17 protein-coding genes are annotated in these 20511 nt (G+C 69.8%); 6 read left to right on the top strand and 11 right to left on the bottom strand.

From position 1 onward, the window contains the following. Positions 1-85 precede the first annotated feature (85 nt). Complete coding sequence (gene guaB, locus UYS_RS0200640) at positions 86-1555, bottom strand: IMP dehydrogenase (RefSeq protein ID WP_026068255.1); 1470 nt, start codon at positions 1553-1555, stop codon at positions 86-88. Positions 1556-1825: 270 nt separating this feature from the next. Between guaB and UYS_RS0200635 the strand changes: the two genes are divergently transcribed. Next, positions 1826-2881, top strand: coding sequence for an AbrB family transcriptional regulator (locus UYS_RS0200635; RefSeq protein WP_016853555.1), 1056 nt, complete (start codon positions 1826-1828; stop codon positions 2879-2881). 75 nt (positions 2882-2956) lie between these two features. Further along, positions 2957-4303 carry an exodeoxyribonuclease VII large subunit gene (gene xseA / locus UYS_RS0200630; RefSeq protein ID WP_016853554.1) on the top strand — a complete coding sequence of 449 codons (1347 nt, stop codon included), beginning with the start codon at positions 2957-2959 and terminating at the stop codon, positions 4301-4303. A gap of 10 nt (positions 4304-4313) precedes the next feature. On the opposite strand, the gene glrR is transcribed toward xseA, so the two are convergent. The 6 genes from glrR to UYS_RS0200600 form a co-directional block, all read right to left on the bottom strand. Then, on the bottom strand, positions 4314-5708 hold the full coding sequence (gene glrR / locus UYS_RS0200625) for a two-component system response regulator GlrR (RefSeq protein WP_026068254.1): 1395 nt from the start codon (positions 5706-5708) through the stop codon (positions 4314-4316). A gap of 15 nt (positions 5709-5723) precedes the next feature. Then, complete coding sequence (locus tag UYS_RS0200620; protein WP_016853552.1) at positions 5724-6266, bottom strand: hypothetical protein; 543 nt, start codon at positions 6264-6266, stop codon at positions 5724-5726. A 20-nt stretch (positions 6267-6286) separates the two neighbouring features. Further along, complete coding sequence (locus UYS_RS0200615; RefSeq protein WP_016853551.1) at positions 6287-7756, bottom strand: sensor histidine kinase; 1470 nt, start codon at positions 7754-7756, stop codon at positions 6287-6289. Positions 7757-8543: 787 nt separating this feature from the next. After that, positions 8544-9857 carry an amino-acid N-acetyltransferase gene (argA, locus tag UYS_RS0200610; protein WP_016853550.1) on the bottom strand — a complete coding sequence of 438 codons (1314 nt, stop codon included), beginning with the start codon at positions 9855-9857 and terminating at the stop codon, positions 8544-8546. 265 nt (positions 9858-10122) lie between these two features. Further along, positions 10123-11388, bottom strand: coding sequence for an inorganic phosphate transporter (locus UYS_RS0200605; protein WP_016853549.1), 1266 nt, complete (start codon positions 11386-11388; stop codon positions 10123-10125). 59 nt (positions 11389-11447) lie between these two features. After that, the gene (locus UYS_RS0200600) at positions 11448-12128 is read right to left on the bottom strand and encodes a TIGR00153 family protein (RefSeq protein WP_016853548.1); all 681 of its coding nucleotides are present in this window, start codon (positions 12126-12128) and stop codon (positions 11448-11450) included. Between the two features lie 109 nt (positions 12129-12237). Between UYS_RS0200600 and UYS_RS0200595 the strand changes: the two genes are divergently transcribed. After that, the gene (locus tag UYS_RS0200595; RefSeq protein ID WP_016853547.1) at positions 12238-13113 is read left to right on the top strand and encodes a CYTH domain-containing protein; all 876 of its coding nucleotides are present in this window, start codon (positions 12238-12240) and stop codon (positions 13111-13113) included. Positions 13114-13165: 52 nt separating this feature from the next. Continuing rightward, positions 13166-14065 (top strand): ion transporter, encoded by a 900-nt coding sequence (locus UYS_RS0200590; protein ID WP_016853546.1) that lies wholly within the window; start codon positions 13166-13168, stop codon positions 14063-14065. Positions 14066-14105: 40 nt separating this feature from the next. Here UYS_RS0200590 and UYS_RS0200585 read toward each other — a convergent pair whose 3' ends face one another. From UYS_RS0200585 to UYS_RS0200575, 3 genes are all read right to left on the bottom strand, one after another. Continuing rightward, positions 14106-14882, bottom strand: coding sequence for a 5'-nucleotidase, lipoprotein e(P4) family (locus UYS_RS0200585; RefSeq protein ID WP_016853545.1), 777 nt, complete (start codon positions 14880-14882; stop codon positions 14106-14108). A gap of 280 nt (positions 14883-15162) precedes the next feature. Continuing rightward, complete coding sequence (locus tag UYS_RS0200580; protein WP_016853544.1) at positions 15163-15786, bottom strand: L-threonylcarbamoyladenylate synthase; 624 nt, start codon at positions 15784-15786, stop codon at positions 15163-15165. A gap of 44 nt (positions 15787-15830) precedes the next feature. Continuing rightward, positions 15831-16742, bottom strand: coding sequence for a PHP domain-containing protein (locus UYS_RS0200575; protein ID WP_016853543.1), 912 nt, complete (start codon positions 16740-16742; stop codon positions 15831-15833). A gap of 115 nt (positions 16743-16857) precedes the next feature. On the opposite strand from UYS_RS0200575, the gene UYS_RS0200570 reads away from it, so the two are divergent. Together UYS_RS0200570 and mnmC are read left to right on the top strand one after the other, a co-directional pair. After that, positions 16858-17157 carry a YciI family protein gene (locus UYS_RS0200570; protein WP_016853542.1) on the top strand — a complete coding sequence of 100 codons (300 nt, stop codon included), beginning with the start codon at positions 16858-16860 and terminating at the stop codon, positions 17155-17157. Between the two features lie 226 nt (positions 17158-17383). Further along, the gene (mnmC, locus tag UYS_RS0200565) at positions 17384-19444 is read left to right on the top strand and encodes a bifunctional tRNA (5-methylaminomethyl-2-thiouridine)(34)-methyltransferase MnmC2/FAD-dependent 5-carboxymethylaminomethyl-2-thiouridine(34) oxidoreductase MnmC1 (protein ID WP_016853541.1); all 2061 of its coding nucleotides are present in this window, start codon (positions 17384-17386) and stop codon (positions 19442-19444) included. Positions 19445-19501: 57 nt separating this feature from the next. Here the strand turns inward: mnmC and UYS_RS0200560 are convergent, their stop codons facing one another. Continuing rightward, positions 19502-20410 (bottom strand): LysR substrate-binding domain-containing protein, encoded by a 909-nt coding sequence (locus UYS_RS0200560; RefSeq protein WP_016853540.1) that lies wholly within the window; start codon positions 20408-20410, stop codon positions 19502-19504. Positions 20411-20511 lie beyond the last annotated feature (101 nt).

Below are 20511 nucleotides of genomic sequence, written 5' to 3'. Positions count from 1 at the left end.
GCAAATTTCGCGGGCCGGAAGCGAAAAGCTGGAAGCCGCCCGGCGGCGCGCTTCCAGCTCATCGTTCTACGGCGTCAGGCTGGCATCAGCCGGCACGATAGTTCGGGGCTTCCTTGGTGATCTGCACGTCGTGGACGTGGGACTCGTTGAAGCCGGCGCCGGTGATCTTCACGAACTCCGGCTTGGTGCGCATCTCGTCGATGCTGGCGCAGCCGGTGTAGCCCATGGAGGCGCGCAGGCCGCCCATCATCTGGTGGACGATGGCGCCCATCACGCCCTTGTAGGGCACGCGGCCTTCGATACCTTCCGGCACCAGCTTCTCGACGCCGGCGTCCTTGTCCTGGAAGTAGCGGTCGCTGGAGCCCTGGGTCTGGGACATGGCGCCCATGGAACCCATGCCGCGGTAGGCCTTGTAGGTGCGGCCCTGGTAGAGCTCGACCTCGCCCGGGGCCTCCTCGGTGCCGGCCAGCAGGCCGCCGACCATCACCGCGCTGGCGCCGGCCGCGATGGCCTTGGCCAGGTCGCCGGAGAAGCGGATGCCGCCGTCGGCGATCAGCGGGATGTCGTAGGGCTTGAGCGCCGCGGCGACGTTGGAGACGGCGGTGATCTGCGGCACGCCGACGCCGGCGACGACGCGGGTGGTGCAGATGGAGCCGGGGCCGATGCCGACCTTGACGCCGTCGGCGCCGGCCTCGGCCAGCGCCTTGGCCGCCTCGGCGGTGGCGATGTTGCCGCCGATCACCTGGATCTTCGGGAAGTGCTCCTTGACCCAGGCGACGCGGTCGATCACGCCGCGGGAGTGGCCGTGGGCGGTATCGACGATGATGGCGTCGACGCCGGCCTCGGCCAGGGCGGCGATGCGGTCCGGCGTCTCGGGGCCGGTGCCGACGGCGGCGCCGACCAGCAGGCGGCCGTCCTCATCCTTGGCGGCGTTGGGGAAGGTGCGGGCCTTCTCGATGTCCTGGAAGGTGACCAGGCCGCGCAGGCGGAACTCGTCGTCCACCACCAGCATCTTCTCGACGCGGTGCTCCTGCATCTTGCCCTTGATCACAGAGAGTTCGGTGCCCTCGGCCACGGTGACCAGCTTCTCGCGCGGGGTCATGATGTCGGCCACGCTGTCGCCGTGGTTGGGCTGGAAGCGCATGTCACGCTCGGTGACGATGCCCACCAGGGTCTCGCCTTCCACCACCGGGAAGCCGGAGAAGCCGTGCTCGCGGGCCATGGCCAGCAGGTCGGCCAGCTTGGCCTTGGCGCCGACGGTGACCGGATCCTTCACGATCACGCTCTCGTGCTTCTTGACCTTGCGCACCTCGGCGGCCTGCTGGGTGATGGTCATGCTCTTGTGGATGATGCCGATGCCCCCTTCCTGCGCCATCGCGATGGCCAGGCGAGCCTCGGTCACGGTGTCCATGGCGGCGGAGAGGAGCGGGATGTTGAGGTATAGGTCGCGGGTCAGGCGTGTGCGGAGGCTGACGTCCTTGGGCAGGACCTCCGAATAGCCGGGAACGAGTAATACGTCATCGAACGTAAGAGCTTCTTGGGCCATACGTAGCATAGTCGGCAACACCCAGTGCGCTGGTGGAGGGAGGGCGATGAAGTTAATCAACCATTATAACGCCGCAGGCCGCTTTCCGGCAATCCGGGCAGCGATTCGCCCTCAGTCGTCGCGCCGGAACTCTCGGCGCCAGCGGGCCAGGAAGGCGTCGCGGCGCTGGGGGATTCACGCCCGCCCGAGGCGGATCACAGCCCCTGTCGCCCGACTCGGCGCTCGCCGGTATACTGTTTAGCCTTCTCATGAACTTACCACTCTCCTGAAGGATATCGCTTGCCCTCCACCCTTGCCGCCCTGCTGCGCTTCCTGCCCACCCTGCTGCTCGGCATCGCCGGCGGGGCGCTGGCCTTCGCCGTCAACCTGCCGCTGCCGTGGCTGCTCGGCGCCATGATCGCCACCACCGTGACGAGCCTGGCCGGCGTGCGGCTGCGCTCGCCGGGCCGCGGCCGCAAGGGCGTGCTGGTGGTGATCGGTGTGATGCTGGGCTCGGCCTTCACGCCGCAGATGTCCGGCGACCTGGGCCTGTGGAGCCTGAGCCTGGCGGTGATGCTGGTGGCCACGGCGGTGATGATGGCCTTCTCGGTGTGGTTCTCGCAGCGCGTGGCCGGCCACACACGGGAGACATCGCTGTACGCCGGCGTGCCGGGCGGGGTCTCCACGGTCACGGTGATGGCCATGGCCTCCGGCGCCGACCTGCGGGTGGTGGGCATGACCCATGCGGTGCGCATCCTGGTGCTGCTGGTGGCGATCCCGCCGGTGCTGCAGGCGATCGGCCACGTCGACCTGGCCGGCGCCACGCCGGACCTCGCACAGTGGCTGTGGCTGCCCGCCCCCATCGATGCCGCCTGGCTCGTGGCCGCCGGCCTCGGCGGCATCTGGCTGGCGCGCCTGCTGCGCCTGCCCAACGCGCTGCTGTTCGGCCCGGCGCTGGTGTCGGCGGCACTGCACCTCTCCGGCGTCACCCACGCCGCGGTGCCGCCGACGCTGCTGGCCCTGGCCCAGGTGCTGATCGGCATCTCGGTGGGCGTGCGCTTCGCCGGCACCTCGCTGGCCCGGGTCGGCCATACGCTGGTGATGGCCGTCGGCCAGGCCCTGGTGCTGCTGGCGATCGCCGTGCTGGCCGCCTGGGTCGGCCATCTGCTGACCGGCTATTCTCCCGCCGCCGCACTGCTCGCCTACATGCCGGGCGGCGCCCCGGAGCTGAGCCTGGTGGCGCTGACGCTGGGCATCGACCCGGCCTTCGTGACCACCCACCACCTGCTGCGCATCAGCGTGCTGGTGCTGGTCCTGCCGGCGCTGCTGAAGCGCCTGGCGCCGCCACCCGCCTAGCGGCGAGTCTCGGGTATCCGCTACAGTACGAGGCGCCGGCGCTCTGCCACCGACCCTTGCCCACTCAGGATGCCCATGCCCCCCAGCGACGACACCGCCCTCTCGGTCAGCGAACTCAACCGCCGCGCCCGCCAGGCGCTGGAGCAGGACGTCGGCGACGTCTGGGTCGAGGGCGAGCTGTCCGGCGTGTCGCGGCCCTCGTCGGGCCACGTCTACTTCACCCTCAAGGACGAGCGGGCCCAGCTGCGCTGCGCGCTGTTCCGCACACGCGCGCGCTTCGTCGCCGCGCCGATGCGCGACGGCGACCGGGTCAAGGTGCGCGGCCGGGTGTCGCTGTTCGAGCCGCGGGGCGACTACCAGCTGATCGCCGAGGCGGTACAGGCGACGGGCGAAGGCGAACTGCTGGCGGCCTATGAGCGCCTCAAGGCCAGGCTCGACGCCGAGGGGGTATTCGCCAACACCCGCGCCCTGCCCTATCCGCCACGCCACCTGCTGGTGCTCTCCTCGCCCACCGGGGCGGCGATCCGCGACGTGCTGGCGGTGCTGGCCGCGCGCTGGCCGCTGGCCCAGGTGACGCTGATTCCGGTGCCGGTGCAGGGCCGCGAGGCGACGCCGGCGATGATCGCCGCGCTGGGCCTGCTCAACCGTCAGTCGGCGCTGGACCCGGCGCGCGATGCCATCCTGATCACCCGCGGCGGCGGCAGCCTCGAGGACCTGTGGGCCTTCAACGACGAGCACCTGGCCCGGGCGATCTTCCATTCGCGGCTGCCGGTGATGTCGGCGGTGGGCCACGAGGTCGACACGACGCTGGCCGACTTCGCCGCCGACCGCCGCGCGCCCACGCCCTCGGCGGCGGCGGAGCAGCTGGTGCCCGATGCCCGCGAACTCGCACAGCGCCTGCGGGCGCTCGAGCAGCGACTGACCCGCGCCCAGCGCGCCCGGCTCGATACCGAGGCCCAGCGGCTCGATCACCTGGGCGCACGGCTGCGCCACCCCGGCGAGGTGCTGGCCTTCCGGCGGCGTCAGCTGGAGCAGCTGGAGGGGCGTTTACGGCGGGCCATGCAGGCACGGCTGGCGGCCGCCCGCCGCCACCAGGCGGAACTCGGGCGGCGCCTGGCGCTGCGCTCGCCCGAGCGCCGCCTCGAGCAGGAGACCCGGCGCCTGACGCAGGCCCGTCAGCGCCTGCACCAGGCCATGCCCCGGGCGCTGGCCCATCACCGCGAACGGCTGGGTGCCGTCGCCCGCGAGCTGCAGGCGGTCAGCCCGCTGGCGGTGCTGGGCCGCGGCTATGCCATCCTCGAGAACGACGAAGGCCGGGTGATCCGCCATGCGGCGGATACCCGGCCCGGGGAGCGCCTGGCGGCGCGGCTCGGCGAGGGCCGACTGGCCCTCGAGGTGCTGCCCGACGAGGACGCCGACTGACGCTTTCGCGTCAGGACGCCTCGCTCTGCGCGGTGCCCGGCTTGAAGGTCGAGGGCTCCAGCTCGTGGCGCGCCAGCAACTTGTAGAAGTCGGTGCGATTGCGCCCGGCGATGCGTGCGGCCTGGGTCACGTTGCCCTCGGTGATCTTGAGCACCTTGATCAGGTAGCTGCGCTCGAAGCCGGCGCGGGCATCGCTGAAGGTGGGCAGCGCATTGTCCTCGGCGGCCAGCGCCTGGGCGACCAGCGCCTCGGGGATCATCGGCGCGCTGGTCAGGGCCACGCACTGCTCGACCACGTTGACCAGCTGGCGCACGTTGCCGGGCCAGGCGCAGCCCGCCAGCAGGTTGAGGGCCTCGCGCGAGAAGCCCTTCACGAACGGCTTGTGGCGCTCGGCGGCCTGGGCCACCAGGTGCTTGGCCAGCAGCGGCACGTCCTCGGCGCGCTCCTTGAGCGGCGGCAGCTTGAGGTTGACCACGTTGAGGCGGTAGAAGAGGTCCTCGCGGAACTCGCCGTCGTGCATCGCCTGGCCCAGGTCGCGATGGGTGGCCGAGATCAGCCGCACGTCGATCGGCACCGAGGTGGTGGAGCCCAGCGGGCGGATCTGGCGCTCCTGCAGGGCGCGCAGCAGCTTGACCTGCAGCGGCAGCGGCATGTCGCCGATCTCGTCGAGGAACAGGGTGCCGCCGTCGGCCGCCTGGAACAGGCCCTTGTGCTCGCTGATCGCGCCGGTGAAGGCGCCCTTGGCGTGGCCGAACAGCTCGCTCTCCAGCAGCTGCTCGGGCAGCGCGCCACAGTTGATGGCGACGAACGGCTTGTCGGCGCGGGGGCTGGCCTTGTGGATCGCCTCGGCCATCAGCTCCTTGCCCGAACCGGAGGGGCCGGTGACCAGCACGCTGACGTCGGAGGTGGCCACCATCCGCGCCTGCTCGAGCAGCCGCTCCATCTCGGGGCTGCGGGTGATGATCGCCTCGCGCCAGCGATCGTCGCCGTCGCTGCCGCCGGCGGCGCTGGACTGGCTCAGCGCCTCGTCGATGGTGGTGAACAGCTCCTCGCGATCCACCGGCTTGGTCAGGAAGCCGAACACGCCCTGACGGGTCGCGCTCACGGCGTCGGGGATCGAGCCGTGGGCGGTGAGGATGATCACCGGCAGGCCGGGCAGCCGGCGCTGGATCTCCTGGAACAGCGCCAGGCCGTCCATCTCGTCCATGCGCATGTCGGAGAGCACCAGGTCCGGGCTGCCGGCGTCCAGGTGCTTGAGGGCCGCGCGTCCGCTCTCGGCGGTGGTCACCCGATAGCCGCGGCTTTCCAGGCGCATGCCCAGCAGCTTGAGGAGGCTGGGGTCGTCATCCACCAGCAGGATGTTGGCTCCCTGGTTCGGAGCTTGAGGGCTTCCGCTTGGCATCATGTTCGTGTCTCCCGCTTACTCGGTCTGCTGTCGCGAGTTGATGTTTCGCTCGATATCGGTGAGAGCGTCCAGCTTCTCGTCCAGCGCGGCCTTTTCTTCCTCCACCGCCAGGCGTTCCTGACGGCTCTCTTCCAGGCGCTGGCCCAGGGCGCGACGCCCTTCCAGCTCGTTGAGCCAGTAGCGCAGCAGCGGCTGCAGCCGCGAGGGGGCCGTGTGGAGGTCGGCCTTGAACAGTTCGGAGGCCTGGGTCCACTCACGCTCGTTGCCCCAGGCCATCACCACGGCCCGGGCCAGGCGCTGATCGTGCGAGTCGCCGGAGACGCGCATGAGCGTGACATCGCGCCATTCACGGTCGCCCCGCTGGGAGGCGAGGCCCAGGGCCACCCACTCTTCCAGCAGGCAGGCCGGCTCGCCGAAGTCGGGGATCTCGGCGTAGCAGCCGGCATGTTCCTCTACCGCGGGCTCGCGGGGCTGTCCCGACAGCTGCGCAGGCAGCCACTGACAGCCGGTCAGTCCGGCCGATAGCAGGCACAGCAGCAGGGGGCGTGGGATCATCATGAATCGTTCCTTGCGTCGGCTTATTCCGCCGGAGCGGCTAGCGTTTTCTGTTGATCGGCTTCCGGGGCCGGACGCGGCAGCGACAGGCGGAAACACACCGCCAGGCGGTCGTCTTCCACCAGCGTCAGCTGGCCGTGCTGCAGCCGTGCGCAGTCGGCAGCCACCGACAGCCCGATACCGGAGCCCTTGAGCGCGCCCTTGCGGCGAATGCGCCCTTGATAGAAGGCCTCGAACAGCCGGCTCCGATCTTCTTTGGGAATCGGTTCACCGCTGTTGGCCACCTCGACGATCAGCCAGTCCTGGGTGGCACGGGCGCGAATCTCCAGCTCTCCGCCGTCCTCGCCGTAGGCGATGGCGTTGGAGATCAGGTTGTCGAGGACGCGGGCCGTGGCGGTGCGATCGAGCCGCCAGGTCCGCGGACCGTCGAAACAGTGCACCGCCATGCCCTTCTGCTGCAGCGCCAGATGGTGCTTGGCCAGCACCTCCTTGACCACGGTGGCGACGTCGAGCCGCTCGAGCTCGAGACGCTGACTGTGCTGCAGCAGGTTGTAGTCGAGCAGCTGCTCGATCAGCTGCTGCAGTTCGCTGCCGCTGGCGTCGATCAGCTCGAGGATCTCGCGCTGATGGCGGGTGAGCTCACCGGCCACGCCGTCGGCCAGCAGGGCCGAGCCCTCGCGCACGCTGGCCAGCGGCGTCTTGAGCTCGTGAGACATGTGGCGCAGGAACTGCTGCTTCTGCTCCTCCAGCTCGCCGAGCCGCGAGGACAGCCAGTCGAGCCGCTCGTCGAGGCTGACCAGTTCGGCGGGCCCCTGCACGAGCGTCGGCTGGGCCGTCTTGCCGGTGCTGCCGATGCTCAGGATGCGCCGCTCGAGCTGGCGCACCGGCCGCACGATCAGACGCGTGAACAGCAGCATCAGGATCAGGCTGGCCGAGACCAGCGCCGCGGTCTGCCACCACAGGCGATACTGTACGGTCTCGGCGCGCTCGCGGATCACGTCCAGGCGGTCGTCGATGCGCCGGTTGGTGGCGTGACGCATCGCCTCGGTATGCTCGGCGAAGGGCAGGAAGTCCGTCAGCCGCCGCTGGAACTCCTCCAGCGGCAGCTCCGGCAGCTCGGCGAGACGGTCGAGCTGTCCGGACAGCGCCTCGACGTCGGGGTCATCGGGCAGCAGTTCTCGCTGCTTGGCCAGCAGGCGGCGATATTCCGCCAGGCGCTCGTCGAAGATCTCGAGCAGGCTCTCCTGCTCGAGCACGGCATACTGTCGGGCGCCACGCTCCATCTCGAGCGCCAGGGCGCCCAGCGTGCGGGCGCGGCGAGTCTCGTCCACGGCCTGTCGCGCGCTCTGGTCGGCCAGGCGCGAGAGTTCGGAGAGCGCCTGTCCGGCCTGAAACATCAGCACGGCCAGCGGCAGCATCACCATCAGGAAGGCGAGCAGCACCAGCTGAAGCAGCGAGCGCGGCCGCCAGCGGCGTGAAACGGCAGATGTCATGGCCAGCGTTCGGAAAAGGAGTGAGTCGGCAACCACTATCGTTTACCCGAGAATACCAGAGTTCGGCCTGTCACCCGTGCTGCAGTGGGGCCGAAAAGGCAAAAAAAAGGCCGGCATAGCCGGCCCAATACGCAGGGAACTGAAGGGGTGGGAAACCGTTCGACCGACGACTGGTGCGTCGCTCGATCATTTCCCGGAGCCCGAAGGCCCATGAAGCGGCGGAATCCCCATTCAGTCAGGGAGGATTCCTGAGGCGGCTCACCGCCTCGCTTCCTCTGACGGCCCCGCCGGGGCGCGGCCGTGCAATTCGTCCCCCTGTCGGGGGAGAGGCATCCTTGCCAGGGCATCCTTGCCCTATCGGTACCCGTCCATGACGAGGTCGTCGGTACCGTCTCATCGCAACCTAAAGTCACACATCGCTGGAGCAGACGTTGGTCGCCGTGAGGCCAGGGCACAGGGCAGTGTCGTCATCTGCCTCCCGGCGACCGGAAAGCGGTTCGAGCCGTTTGAACCGCCTTCCGCTTGCTCGCCCTGAGTATTGCCAAACCCATGCCACAAACACTCGCAACCCATAAAAATCAAAAAGTTATAGAAATCTCAAGGCTGGCACGCTCGACGACGCCTCCTCCACGGTGGCATCAGGCGGGCATTTTCGTTGCCTTATGGCGACACCACTTTCCGTGAAAAACAAAAAGCACTGTCGAAACAGTGCTTTATATCGTCTCCATCTGGAGACATTCGGCCTCCGGCGTGATGGCATCGGGCGACACCAAGGGCCGAACAGCGTTCAGATGAGCGACTTGATCAGGATCTTGGACTGGCGGGCCTGGTTATAGGCCTCGCGCTTGAGAGGCGGCAGGTCGTCGATGCCGGCCAGGGCGAAGCCGTGCTCGAAGAACCAGTGGGCGGTATGCGTGGTCAGCGCGAACAGCGCCTCGATGCCGCGCGAGCGGGCCAGCCGCTCGACCTCGCCGAGCAGCAGGTCGCCCCGGGCGCCGCCGCGATAGTCGCCGTGCACCGCGACGCAGGCCAGCTCGCCCATGCGCGCCTCGGCAAAGGCGTGCAGCGCGGCACAGCCGATCACCATGCCGTCGCGCTCGATGACCACGTAGTCGTCGATTTCATACTCCAGGCGCTCCCGCGAGCGCGGCACCAGCATGCCGCGTCGCTCCAGCGGCTCGAGCAGCTCCAGCAGGCCACCGATGTCGTCGATCCCGGCGCGACGCAGCTGTTCGTAGCGATGCTGGGTGATCATGGTGCCCACGCCATCGCGGGTGAACAGCTCGCCGAGCAGGGCGTCGTGATCCTGCCACGACAGCAGATGCGTGCGCGCCACGCCGTGGCGGGCGGCGCCGATGGCCGCGCCCAGATGGCGGGCCAGCTCGCTGCCGGTCTCGGCGGCCGCCAGCTGCGGCTCGGCCTCGACCGGCGCCAGCTGGCGGCGCAGCTGGCCGCCCTCGTCGCACAGGCCGCTGGCCTCACCGAGCAGGATCAGCTTGTCGGCGGACAGCGCAGTGGCGGTATGGCGCGCGACCTCGGCGGCATCCAGGTCGAAGACCTCGCCGGTGCTGGAATACCCCAGCGGCGGCAGCAGCACCAGCGAACGCTGGTCCAGCAGGCCGCGGATCGCCTCGTGGCGAACGCCACGCACCTCGCCGCTGCGATCGAAGTCGATGCCGTCGCGCACGCCCAGCGGCTTGGCCATCACCAGGTTGCCCGAGACCACCGTCATCTCCACGCCGTGCAGCGGGGTATTGGGCAGCCCCAGCGACAGCCGTGACTCCAGCCACAGACGCTGCTCGGCGGCCACCCGCTCGACCCGGGCCATGATCGCCTCGTCGGCCACCCAGCGCCCGTCATGACGCCGCGGCGTGATGCCGCCCTCGGTCAGGGCCCGTTCCACCTGGGGGCGGATGCCCAGCACCACCACCAGGCGCACGCCCAGGGTATGCAGCAGCGCCAGGTCCTGGATCAGCTGCTCGCCTCGGCCCTGCGCCACGGCCTCGCCCTCGATCAGGATGACGAAGGTACATCCTCGGTGCGCGTTGATATACGGCGAGGAATTGCGGAACCAGTCGACGAAGGGAAAACGAGTGTCCAAGGGCCGCGCTCCGGCAGCAGATGAGGGGAAATGAGAGCCTTGACTATACCAGACGCAAAAAAACGGCGGCACCTTGCGGTGCCGCCGTCCATCGCCAATCAGACACGCTAAGCGCGAAGGATTGGCGTCGCGAGCGAAGATAGGCTGGCCGCCACCGGAACGCAGGAACCGCAGTTTACTTGATCGTAAATGAGGATCCCGACCGGGCTGGCGCGCCAGTACCGCTGGCGGCCAGGATATCGAACGCAGCAGCCAATCGCCGCGCTTAGCCGAACATGCCCTTGAACATGAAGAAAAACATGATCGCCAGGATCGCGCCGGCCGGCAGGGTGATCAGCCACGACATCACGATGGTGCCGATCACGCGCAGGTTGAGCGCCGCCATGCCGCGGGCCAGGCCCACGCCCAGCACCGCACCGACCAGGGTGTGGGTGGTGGAGATCGGCAGGCCGGTGCCGGAGGCCAGCACCACGGTGGTGGCGGCCGCGAGCGTGGCGGCGAAGCCGCGGCTCGGGGTCAGCTCGGTGATGCCGGTACCGACGGTGGCGATGACCTTGTGGCCGTAGGTCACCAGGCCGACGACGATGCCGCCGCCGCCGAGCACCAGCACCCACCAGGGGATCAGCGAATCGCCGCCGATCACGCCGTCGCTGTAGATCACACCGATCACCGCGGCCAGCGGGCCGACGGCGTTGGCCACGTCGTTGGAGCCGTGGGCGAAGGCCATGGCACAGGCGGTGAACAGCATCAGCACGCCGAACACGCGCTCCACGCCGTCGAAGCCGAAGGCGTCGCCCTTGCGCTTCTCGGCGCCCACGCGGCGCTCGAGCAGGCCGCCGAGCAGCATCACCGCGATGCCCAGCAGCACCGCATAGAGCAGGCTCTCGCCGAAGCCGAGATCGAGGCCGACGTGCTTGAGGCCCTTGGTCAGGGTCACCATGGCGACGATGAAGCCGACCAGGAACACGTACATCGGCACGTAGCGCTTGGCCGCGGCGAAGGGATCACGGTTCTCGAAGATCAGGTGCTGCACGGACTTGAACAGCATGAAGGCGATCGAGCCCGACATCAGCGGCGACACCACCCAGCTGGCGGCGATCTGGCCGACCTTGCCCCAGCCCACGGCCTGCATGCCGAGACCGGCCATGGCGAAGCCGACGATGGCGCCGACGATGGAGTGGGTGGTGGACACCGGCCAGCCGCGCATGGAGGCAATCAGCAGCCAGGTCGCGGCCGCCAGCAGCGAGGCCAGCATGCCGTAGACCAGCAGCTGCGGATCGTCTGCGAGCAGGGTCGGATCGATGATGCCCTTGCGGATGGTGTTGGTGACCTCGCCGCCGGCCAGCCAGGCGCCGAGGAACTCGAAGATGACGGCGATGATGATCGCCTGCTTGATGGTGATGGCCTTGGAGCCGACGGAGGTGCCCATGGCGTTGGCCACGTCGTTGGCACCGACGCCCCAGGCCATGAAGAAACCGAAGGCACAGGCGAGAATGATGAAGATGTCGCCGTATTGCGCGATGATCGACATAGGACGGAAACCTTGTATCGGGTCAGAAGGTGGCGGTTGTCGCTGCGGGAGGATCCCGCTCAGTTGGCCGTCATGATCTGAAGGCGACTGCCGACGCGCTCGGCGCGATCGGACAGTTCACCGACCCAGTCGATGATCTTGTAGAGGAACATCACGTCCACCGGCGGCAGCTCGCTCTCGAGCGTGAAGAGCTGGCGGCGGATGGCGACCTGCTGCTCGTCGGTCTGCTGCTCCAGGGTGTGCAGCTCGCGGATCAGCGTCTGCATCACGTCGGAGGCATTGCGACCGAAGCCGGATTCGAGCAGGTCCTTGAGCTCTTCCAGGGCTTCGCGGGCCTGGGCCACGCAGGCCACCGAGGTGCGGATGTAGTCGCGCATCGGCTGCGCGAGCACCTCGGGCACCTGCATGCTGCGACCCAGCATGATGCCGGTGATGTCGCGCGCCTTGTTGGCGATCTGATCCTGGACGCTGATCAGGTCCAGCAGGTCGGAGCGCGACACCGGCAGGAACATGGTATTGGGCAGATTGAGGCGCAGCTCGGTCTTGAGCTCGTCGGCCTCATGCTCGAGCCGAGTGATCGACTCGCGCTGTCGGGCGGCTTCCTGCCAGTCTCCCGTGAGCGTAGCCTCGAAGAACGGCAGCAGGGCTTCCGAACAGTCGCTGACCTTGACGATATGAGCCAGCAGCGGCTGGAATGGCGAGCGACCGAACATCGCGGAGAAGGGATTGGATGTCACCATGGGGCATCTAGGCACTTGGAAATGGCGGCGTCAGTATAGTGACTGCCTAAGCCGGCGTCATGAGAAAATCATCTAATCTTCACGAACATGCAAACAAGGCAGTCCTTCGATGGCAAAAGAGATCGAACTGAAACTCGCCCTGGCCCCGGCGGGCCCGGAAGCGCTGCGCCGGCATCCGCGACTGGCCGGCCTCGAACCCCGCACCACGCGCCTCGGCAACACCTACTTCGACACCCCCGACGGGCGCCTGGAAGCCGAGCGCATGGCGCTGCGGCTGCGTCACGCCGACAGCCGCATCCTGCAGACGCTGAAGACCAGCGGCCAGGGCAGCGGCGGCCTCTCGACCCGAGGCGAATGGGAGTGGGAAGTGATGGGCCCGGGGCTCGACCTGGCCCGGCTGGCCGACCTGCCGCCGATCGAGGCCCTCGGTGAAGGCGTGCTGGGCGAGCTCGTGCCGCGCTTCGCCACCGATTTCGCACGCGAGACCTGGTGGTGGGAGCGCGACGGCACCAGCGTCGAGATCGCCCTCGACCTCGGCGAGATCAAGAGCGACGACCGCACCGCCCCGATCCGCGAACTGGAGCTCGAGCTCAAGGCCGGCGAGCCCGCGGCACTGCTCGAGCTCGCCGAGGCCCTGGCCGAGGACGTGCCGCTGCGCCCCTCGGACACCAGCAAGGCCGCCCGCGGCGGCGCCCTGCTCGCCGGCGGCTGGACGCTGCCCGAGGGCGGCTCGGCGCCCGCCTGGCTGCACCGCGCCGTGGTGGCGCTGGACGCCCACGCCGATACCGGCGACCAGGCCTTCCGCGAGGCCGCCCGCGAGGCACTCCGGCGGCTGGCCGACGCGCTAGGCGACGGCCGCGAGGAGGGCCGGCTCGCCGGCCGGCTGGCCGCGGCGCTGGCCCACGATGACTGGCTGACCGCCGACACCGGCGGGCAGCTGCTTGCCCTGTCGCGACGCCTGCCCGAGGCGGTCGCGCTGGGCTGACCCCGGCGCCAGGGACGCCGCCCGTCGCGGGCGAACAGCACGAGGGAACGCCGTGAATCACGATCGCTTCAAGCCCGCCGCGGGCGCCCTGCGCACCCGGGTCTTCCAGATCATCTTCGAGTCCGACACGCCGCAGGCCAAGGGCTTCGACATCGCCCTGATCGGCGTCATCCTGGCCAGCGTACTGGTGGTGATGCTGGAGAGCGTGGCGCAGCTGGATGCCGACCACGGCGTGTGGTTCCGGCGCTTCGAGTGGGGCTTCACGCTGCTGTTCACCGCCGAGCTGATCATCCGCCTCTATTGCCTCGAGCGGCCCTGGCAGTATCTCAAGAGCTTCTACGGCGTCATCGACCTCGTCGCCATCCTGCCCACCTGGCTGGCGCTGGTGGTGCCCGGCGCCCAGTCGCTGGTGGTGGTGCGCCTGCTGCGCACCCTGCGCATCTTCCGGGTCCTGCGGCTGATGGAGTTCGTCGGCGAGGGGCGGCTGCTGATCGGCGCGCTGGTGCGCAGCAGCCATCAGATCTTCCTGTTCCTGTTCACCGTGCTGATGCTGGTGACCATCTTCGCCTCGCTGATCTACCTGATCGAGCCGCCCGAGGCCGGCTTCACCAGCATTCCCACCGCCATCTACTGGGCCGTGGTCACCCTGACCACGGTGGGCTACGGCGACATCACCCCGGTCACCCCGCTGGGCCAGGCCATCTCGGTGATGGTGATGCTGATCGGCTACGCGATCATCGCCGTGCCCACCGGGGTCTTCTCCGCCGAGGTGATCCGCTCGATCCGCGCCGATCGCTACTCCGACGAGGCCTGCCCCGGCTGCGGCTACGACCGCCACGAGAAGAAGGCCCGCTACTGCCTCAAGTGCGGCACCTGGCTCGACGAGAACACCCCCGACCCACGCGAGGAGACCCACGACGAGCCCCCGGACACGAAGACGCCCCGGGAGTGATCCCGGGGCGTCTCGCGGGCGCGTTCTCGAGGCGGCCGACTCACTCGGTCTCCAGCGGCGCCTCCCAGGCGTCCAGCTCGGCCTCGCTCCAGTCGCCGTAACCGGCGTTGGGGAACACGATCCAGTCCTGGCCGAAACGCTCGGCGTTCTGCTCGACGAGGGCCCGCTGAGCGGCGAGATCGGCATCGGCGAACTCGCCGGAAAAGTCGTGCAGGGAGTCGCCGAGCTGCATCACCAGGGTATGCCCCTCTTCCACCTGGGCGCGACGCTCGGCCTTGGGCGGCCCCAGCAGCATGACGCTGTCCTCGGACACCTGGGGCAGGCCCAGGGCCTCCAGGGTCGCGATGGTGTCGGCCTCGTTCTCCTGGTAGCGATCGGAGACGTAGTAGATGGCCACGCCGTGCTCGTCGGCATAGTCCAGGAAGGCCTCGGCGCCGGGGATCAGGCGCGGCTCGCCCTCACGCTCCCAGTGCTTCCAGGTGTCCCAGGTGGTGAAGTCGTGGCACTCGCCCATGTCACGGGCCAGCAGCGCGCTGTTGTCCAGCACCGTCTCGTCGAGGTCGGTGATGATCGCCGGGGCGGCATCCTCGCCCAGCGCCTCGAGGCGGTCCTCGAGGCGATAGCGGGCGAGCGCGAAGCCCTGGCGCTGCAGCGCCGCCACCTCGGCGGACTGCTGCTGGTAGCGCAGGCCCATCGCATAGGCCGCCTGGGCGCAGACCATGGAATCATCGGCGGCCACCGGTGCGGCCAGCGGAAGGGCCATCAGGCCGGCCAGGGCGGCGGCACCGCCGGCACGACGGTAAGCGGACATCGGCATAGAGTTCTCCTTGTCGTCGGCGCGCTCGGACACGACATCGACCCGCACCCGATTACGCCTTGTTATCGAAGAAAAGCGATTCGATCATATTTTATTTTAATCAACTGTTCAAACAATCACCGGAGGCGCCGGCGGCCATGAAAAAACCGGCTCGGCCAGAAGGCCGAGCCGGTACGAATGCGGCAGCGAGGCTTGCCCTGTCCTGGAAGGTCGGTCCTGGAAGGTCGGTCCTGGAAGGTCGGTCCTGGAAGGTCAGTCCTGGAAGGTCAGTCCTGGAAGGTCAGTCCTGGAAGGGGGCGACGTCGCCACGCCCCTCGCGCACCACGGTGGGCGGCAGCTCGCGCAGGTCGATCACGCTGGTCGGCTCCAGGTGGCAGGCGCCGCCGTCGATCACCAGCGACAGATGCGCCCCGAAGCGGTCGCGGATCTCCTCGGCGTCGGTCATCGGCAGCTCCTCGCCCTCGGGAATCAGCGTCACGCTCATCAGCGGCTCGCCGAGGGCATCGAGCAGCGCCCGGGTGATGTGGTGATCGGGCACCCGCACGCCGATCGAGCGCCGCTTGGGGTGGAGCAGCAGGCGCGGCACCTCGGTGGTGGCGTTGAGGATGAAGGTGTAGGCCCCGGGGGTATGGGCCTTGAGCAGCCGGAAGACGGCGTTGTCGACCTTGGCGTAGGTGCCGATCTCGGAGAGATCGGAGCACACCAGGGTGAAGTTGTGCTTGTCGTCCAGCGAGCGCAGCCACTTGATGCGTTCGATGGCCTTCTTGTCGCCCAGGTGACAGCCCAGGGCATAGCCGGAATCGGTGGGATAAGCGATCACGCCGCCCTTGCGGATGATCTCGACCGCCTGGTCGATGAGGCGCTTCTGCGGATTGTCCGGGTGGACCTGGAAGAACTGGCTCATGGGCACTCCCTGTTCTCGTGGAAATCGGACGGCGAAACGGCGGATCAGGCGGCGGCCGCCGCTCGCTCGATCCAGGCCGCCAGCCGCGGATGGGTCCAGACCGGCGCCACCGAGGTGCGCGGCGTCGGGCTCATGCTGCCCGGGGCCAGGTGGCCGCCGGGGAAGTGGAAGTCGCTGCCCAGCGAGGCCATCAGGTCGCGCTCGTGCAGCTGGCGCGCCAGGTCGCGGGTGACGTCGGCGTTCTGGAAGCCGCTGATCAGCTCGGCGGCGCGGCCGCCGGCCTCGCGGAAATCGTCCAGCAGCAGGCCGCGCTTGCGCCGCGTCAGCTTGTGGCGCAGCGGATGCGCCAGCACCGCCACCCCGCCGGACTCGAGGATCCAGCGCACGCCCTCGGCGAGATGCGGCCACAGCGCCTTGATGTCGCCGGCCTTGCCGTTGCCCAGATGCCTGGAAAACGCGGTGGACATGTCCGGCACCAGGCCCGCGGCGACCAGGGCTTTGGCGAAGTCCGGGCGCCCCAGCGGGCGGTCGGAGCCGGCCTGCTCGCGGGCCCGGGTCAGGGCGTCGTCGAGGCCGATCTTCTCCATGCGCTCGGCGATGGTCACCGCGCGCCGCTCCCGGGCCTCGGCCTGGGCGACGAGCCCGTCGGCCAGCGCGCCGCTGGCGCCCTCGGGCAGCAGCCCCACCACGTGCAGGTTGATGCCGCGCCACTGGGTCGAGAGCTCGGTGGCCGGCAGCACGGCCAGGCCCGCGTCCGCGCCGGCGCTCACCGCCTCGTCCACCCCGGCCACGGTATCGTGGTCGCTCAGGGCGATATGGGTGAGGCCGCGCTCGACGCACAGCGCCACCAGATCGGTGGGCGACAGGGCGCCGTCCGAGGCGGTGGAATGCATGTGCAGGTCGATGGTGAGGGCATCGCTTCCCTCGAAGCGCGCGGGAAGTGCGGGGTTCGGCATGACGCGGGCAGGTGTCTTTGACAGAATAGACACCCATGGTGCTCGCCCGACCCACCCCGGTCAACCGAGCCACTCGCTCCCGCGGCGCGAGCCGCTCAGCCGAGGATATTCCGAGATGCTCTACGCCATCATCAGTGAAGATGTGAACGACAGCCTGGAACGGCGCCTGGCCGCCCGCCCCGATCATCTGGCTCGCCTCGAGCAGCTGCGCGACGAGGGCCGCCTGGTGCTGGCCGGCCCCCATCCCGCCGTGGACAGCGAAGACCCGGGCGAGGCCGGCTTCAGCGGCAGCCTGGTGGTCGCCGAGTTCGACGACCTGGACAGCGCTCAGGCCTGGGCCGACGCCGATCCCTACATCATCGCCGGCGTCTACGCCCAGGTGACGGTGAAGCCCTTCAAGAAGGCCCTGCCCTAGGCCGAACCGCATTGACCACGAAGCGAGCCGGCGGCAGCTGTCGCCGGCTCGCTTTTTGTGTCCCCGGGAAACGGCCGCGAAGCCACTTGTCAACAGGGGCTTTCCCCACAGCTTCTGTGGATAACATTGTTGAAACGCCGCGGAGTCCTGGCGCCAGCCCGGTCGTAAAGGCGCCGCGGCGAAATCGATCATTTTTTGACCAGCCGATTCACGTCCGGAGCCGATCTTGACCGCCGCCCCCGATCATCTGCCGCCGCTGGCCGGCCTGGAGAGCGCCCGCCTCGACTGGCGCCAGGACGACAGCGGCGAGAGCGCCCCTCACTCCAGCGCCTTCGACGACGTCTATTTCTCGCGCCATGACGGCCGCGCCGAGACCGAGCACGTCTTCCTGGCCGCCAATCGCCTGCCCGAGCGCTTCCGGGAGTGGCAGGCGACGCGCCCCTTCGTCATCGGCGAGACCGGCTTCGGCACCGGGCTCAACATGCTCTGCGCCTGGGCCTGCTTCGACGCCCACGCCCCGGCCGACGCCCGGCTGCACCTGGTCTCCACCGAGAAGTTTCCGCTCGCCCGCGATGACCTGGCCCGGGCGCTCGCCGCCTGGCCGGACCTGGCCGAGCGCGCCGCCGCGCTGGTGGCCCAGTGGCCGGAGCCGGTGGCCGGCGTGCATCGCCTGTGGCTCGACCGCCGCGTGACCCTGGACCTGCACTTCGGCGACACCACCGAGCGCCTGGCGCTGCTCGACGGCGCCGTGGACGCCTGGTTCCTGGACGGCTTCGCGCCGTCGAAGAATCCCGAGATGTGGCACGACGCGCTGTTCGCCGCCATGGCCGCGCGCTCGCGCCCGGGCGCCACCTTCGCCACCTTCACCTGCGCCGGGGTGGTCAAGCGCGGCCTCAGGGCCGCCGGCTTCGCCTGGCGCAAGGTGCCGGGCTTCGGCCGCAAGCGCGAGATGCTGGCCGGCGAGATCGAGACGCCCCCGGCGGACGAACGCCGCCGCGCCACGCCCTGGTTCACGCCGCCCGCGGCGCGACCGGCCCGCCGCGTGGCGGTGATCGGCGCCGGGCTCGCCGGCACCACCGTGGCCGCCGCCCTGGCCCGTCGCGGCGTGGCGGTGACGCTGATCGACCGCGAGGGCCCCGGCGCCGGCGCCTCGGGCAACGCCCAGGGCGCGCTCTACGTGAAGCTCGCCGCCGACACCAACCTGCAGAGCCGCGCCTACCTGGCCGGGCTGCTGCATGCCCGACGCTGGCTCGAGGCGCTGGACCCCGACCAGGCGCTGTGGTCGCCCGGCGGCGTGCTGCAGCTGGCCACCGGCGAGCGCGAGGCGCGCCGCCAGGCCCGCTTCCTGGCCAACCATCCGCTGCCGGCGAGCGTGGTGCGCGGCGTCGACGCCGGGGAAGCCGGCCGGCTCGCCGGGCTCGACCTGCCCCACGGCGGGCTCGACTATCCCCTGGCCGGCTGGGTGCGTTCGGATGCGCTGTGCCGCCGGCTGGCGGCGAGCGACGGCGTGAGCGCCGTCCGGGGCGAGGTGCGCGGGCTCTCGCCCATCGCGGAAGACGACGAGAACGGCGGCTGGCGGCTGACGCTGTCAGGCGACGATGGCGGGGATAAAAACGAAGAGCACACGCTCGAGGTCGATCAGGTGGTGATCGCCGCGGCCACCGCCTCCAACGGCTTCGATCAGACCGCCGCCCTGCCCCTGCAGCCGGTGCGCGGGCAGATCTCGCGGCTGACGCTGCCGCCAGGCGCCCCCGCGCCGGCGCGGGTGGTTTGCGCCGGCGGCTACGCCATGCCGCCGCTGAACGGCCAACTGACCTTCGGCGCCAGCTTCGCGCCCAACGACGCCGACGCCACCGCCCGCGAGGCCGATCACGCCTTCAACCTCGAGGAGCTCGAGCGCACCCTGCCCGGCTATCCCGCCGCGCTGGCCGAGGCCGGCGCCGATCTCTCGCCGGCGGCGCTGGGCGGGCGCGCCGCGGTGCGCGCGGCGAGCCCCGACAAGTCGCCCTACGCCGGCCCGGTGCCCGACGCCGAGGCCTGGCGCCACGACTATGCCGCCATGGCCAAGGACGCCACCCGGATCCCGGCGACGCCGGGCCGCCATCACCCGGGGCTGTGGATCAGCGCCGCCCATGGCTCCCGCGGCCTTTCCAGCGCGCCGCTCACCGCCGAGCTGATCGCCTCGCGCCTCTGCGACGAACCGCTGCCGCTGGAGACACCGCTGGCCGACCATCTGCATCCCGGGCGACGCGTGATCCGCGACCTGATCAGGGGCCAGGGGCGCTGACACGGTGGCGCCCGCCGCGGCCTGGTGCCGCGGTCACGCCAGGGCAAGGCGCGCGGCCTAGGCCGGCTCGCGGCGCTCGATCTCCGCGGTCACCCAGCGAATGATCTCGCCGATCAGGGCGCTGTGGGCATAGCGGGTGCGCAGGATATAGCCGTGGCTCTCGCGGCGGATCGGCGGCGCCAGCGGGATCAGGCTACCGTCTCCGAGCGCCTCCTCGACCAGCAGATCCCAGCCAAGCGCGATGCCCTTGCCGGCCTGGGCCGCATTGATCAGCAGCGGATAGTTGTTGTAGCGGAACACCGCCCCCTCTTCCTCGAACGGCACCCCCGCCAGCGCACACCACTCGCGCCAGTCGATCCAGCGCGAATTGCGCTCGTCCATGTGCAGCAGCGGCAGCGCCATCCAGCGTTCCGGGCCATCCCCCGCCTCGATCCCGTGCGCGGCGGCGAAGGCGGGGCTGCAGACCGGAAACACCTCCTCGGGGGTGAAGAGATCGCCCGGCTCGCTCTCGCGATCGCAGTGGATGGCGATATCGGCCAGGTGATCCTGATCGTCCCGGTCGACCGCCAGCACCTCGATGTCCACCCGGGGGAAGGCCGCCTCGAGCCGGGCGAGCCTGGGCAGCAGCCACAGGTGGGCGAAGCCGAAGTTGGCGGCGATCAGCACCCGGGGCCGGGTCGAGCGCGCCCGCGCCCGCAGCTCGCGGGTGGCGCCGGTGAGGCGCTTGAGCGCCGGCGCGATCTCGTCGTAGTAGCGCAGCGCCTCCCGGGTCGGCGCCAGGCCGGCGCCGCTGCGTTCGAAGAGCACCAGCCCCACCTGGCCCTCGAGGCCGCGGATGCGCTGGGAGATCGCCGGCTGGGTGGCGCCCAGCGCCCTGGCCGCCGCGGTCAGCGAGCCGAGGCGCAGGGTGGTTTCGAAGGCGATCAACGCCTTGAGGCTGGGCAGTGCGTCGTCGGTGTCGGCCATAAGGCAACTCTATGGGAGGCATAAGATGGGCGCGCCTACCTGGCGCCTGGCCGATGCGTAGAATGCCGGCCCACACGTTTCGTCAGGGCCAAGATGATGTC

Source organism: Halomonas smyrnensis AAD6 (genome assembly GCF_000265245.1).
GTDB lineage: Bacteria > Pseudomonadota > Gammaproteobacteria > Pseudomonadales > Halomonadaceae > Halomonas > Halomonas smyrnensis.
The sequence above is the reverse complement of the archived record's forward strand: the minus strand, read 5'-3'. Positions and strand labels throughout refer to the sequence as shown.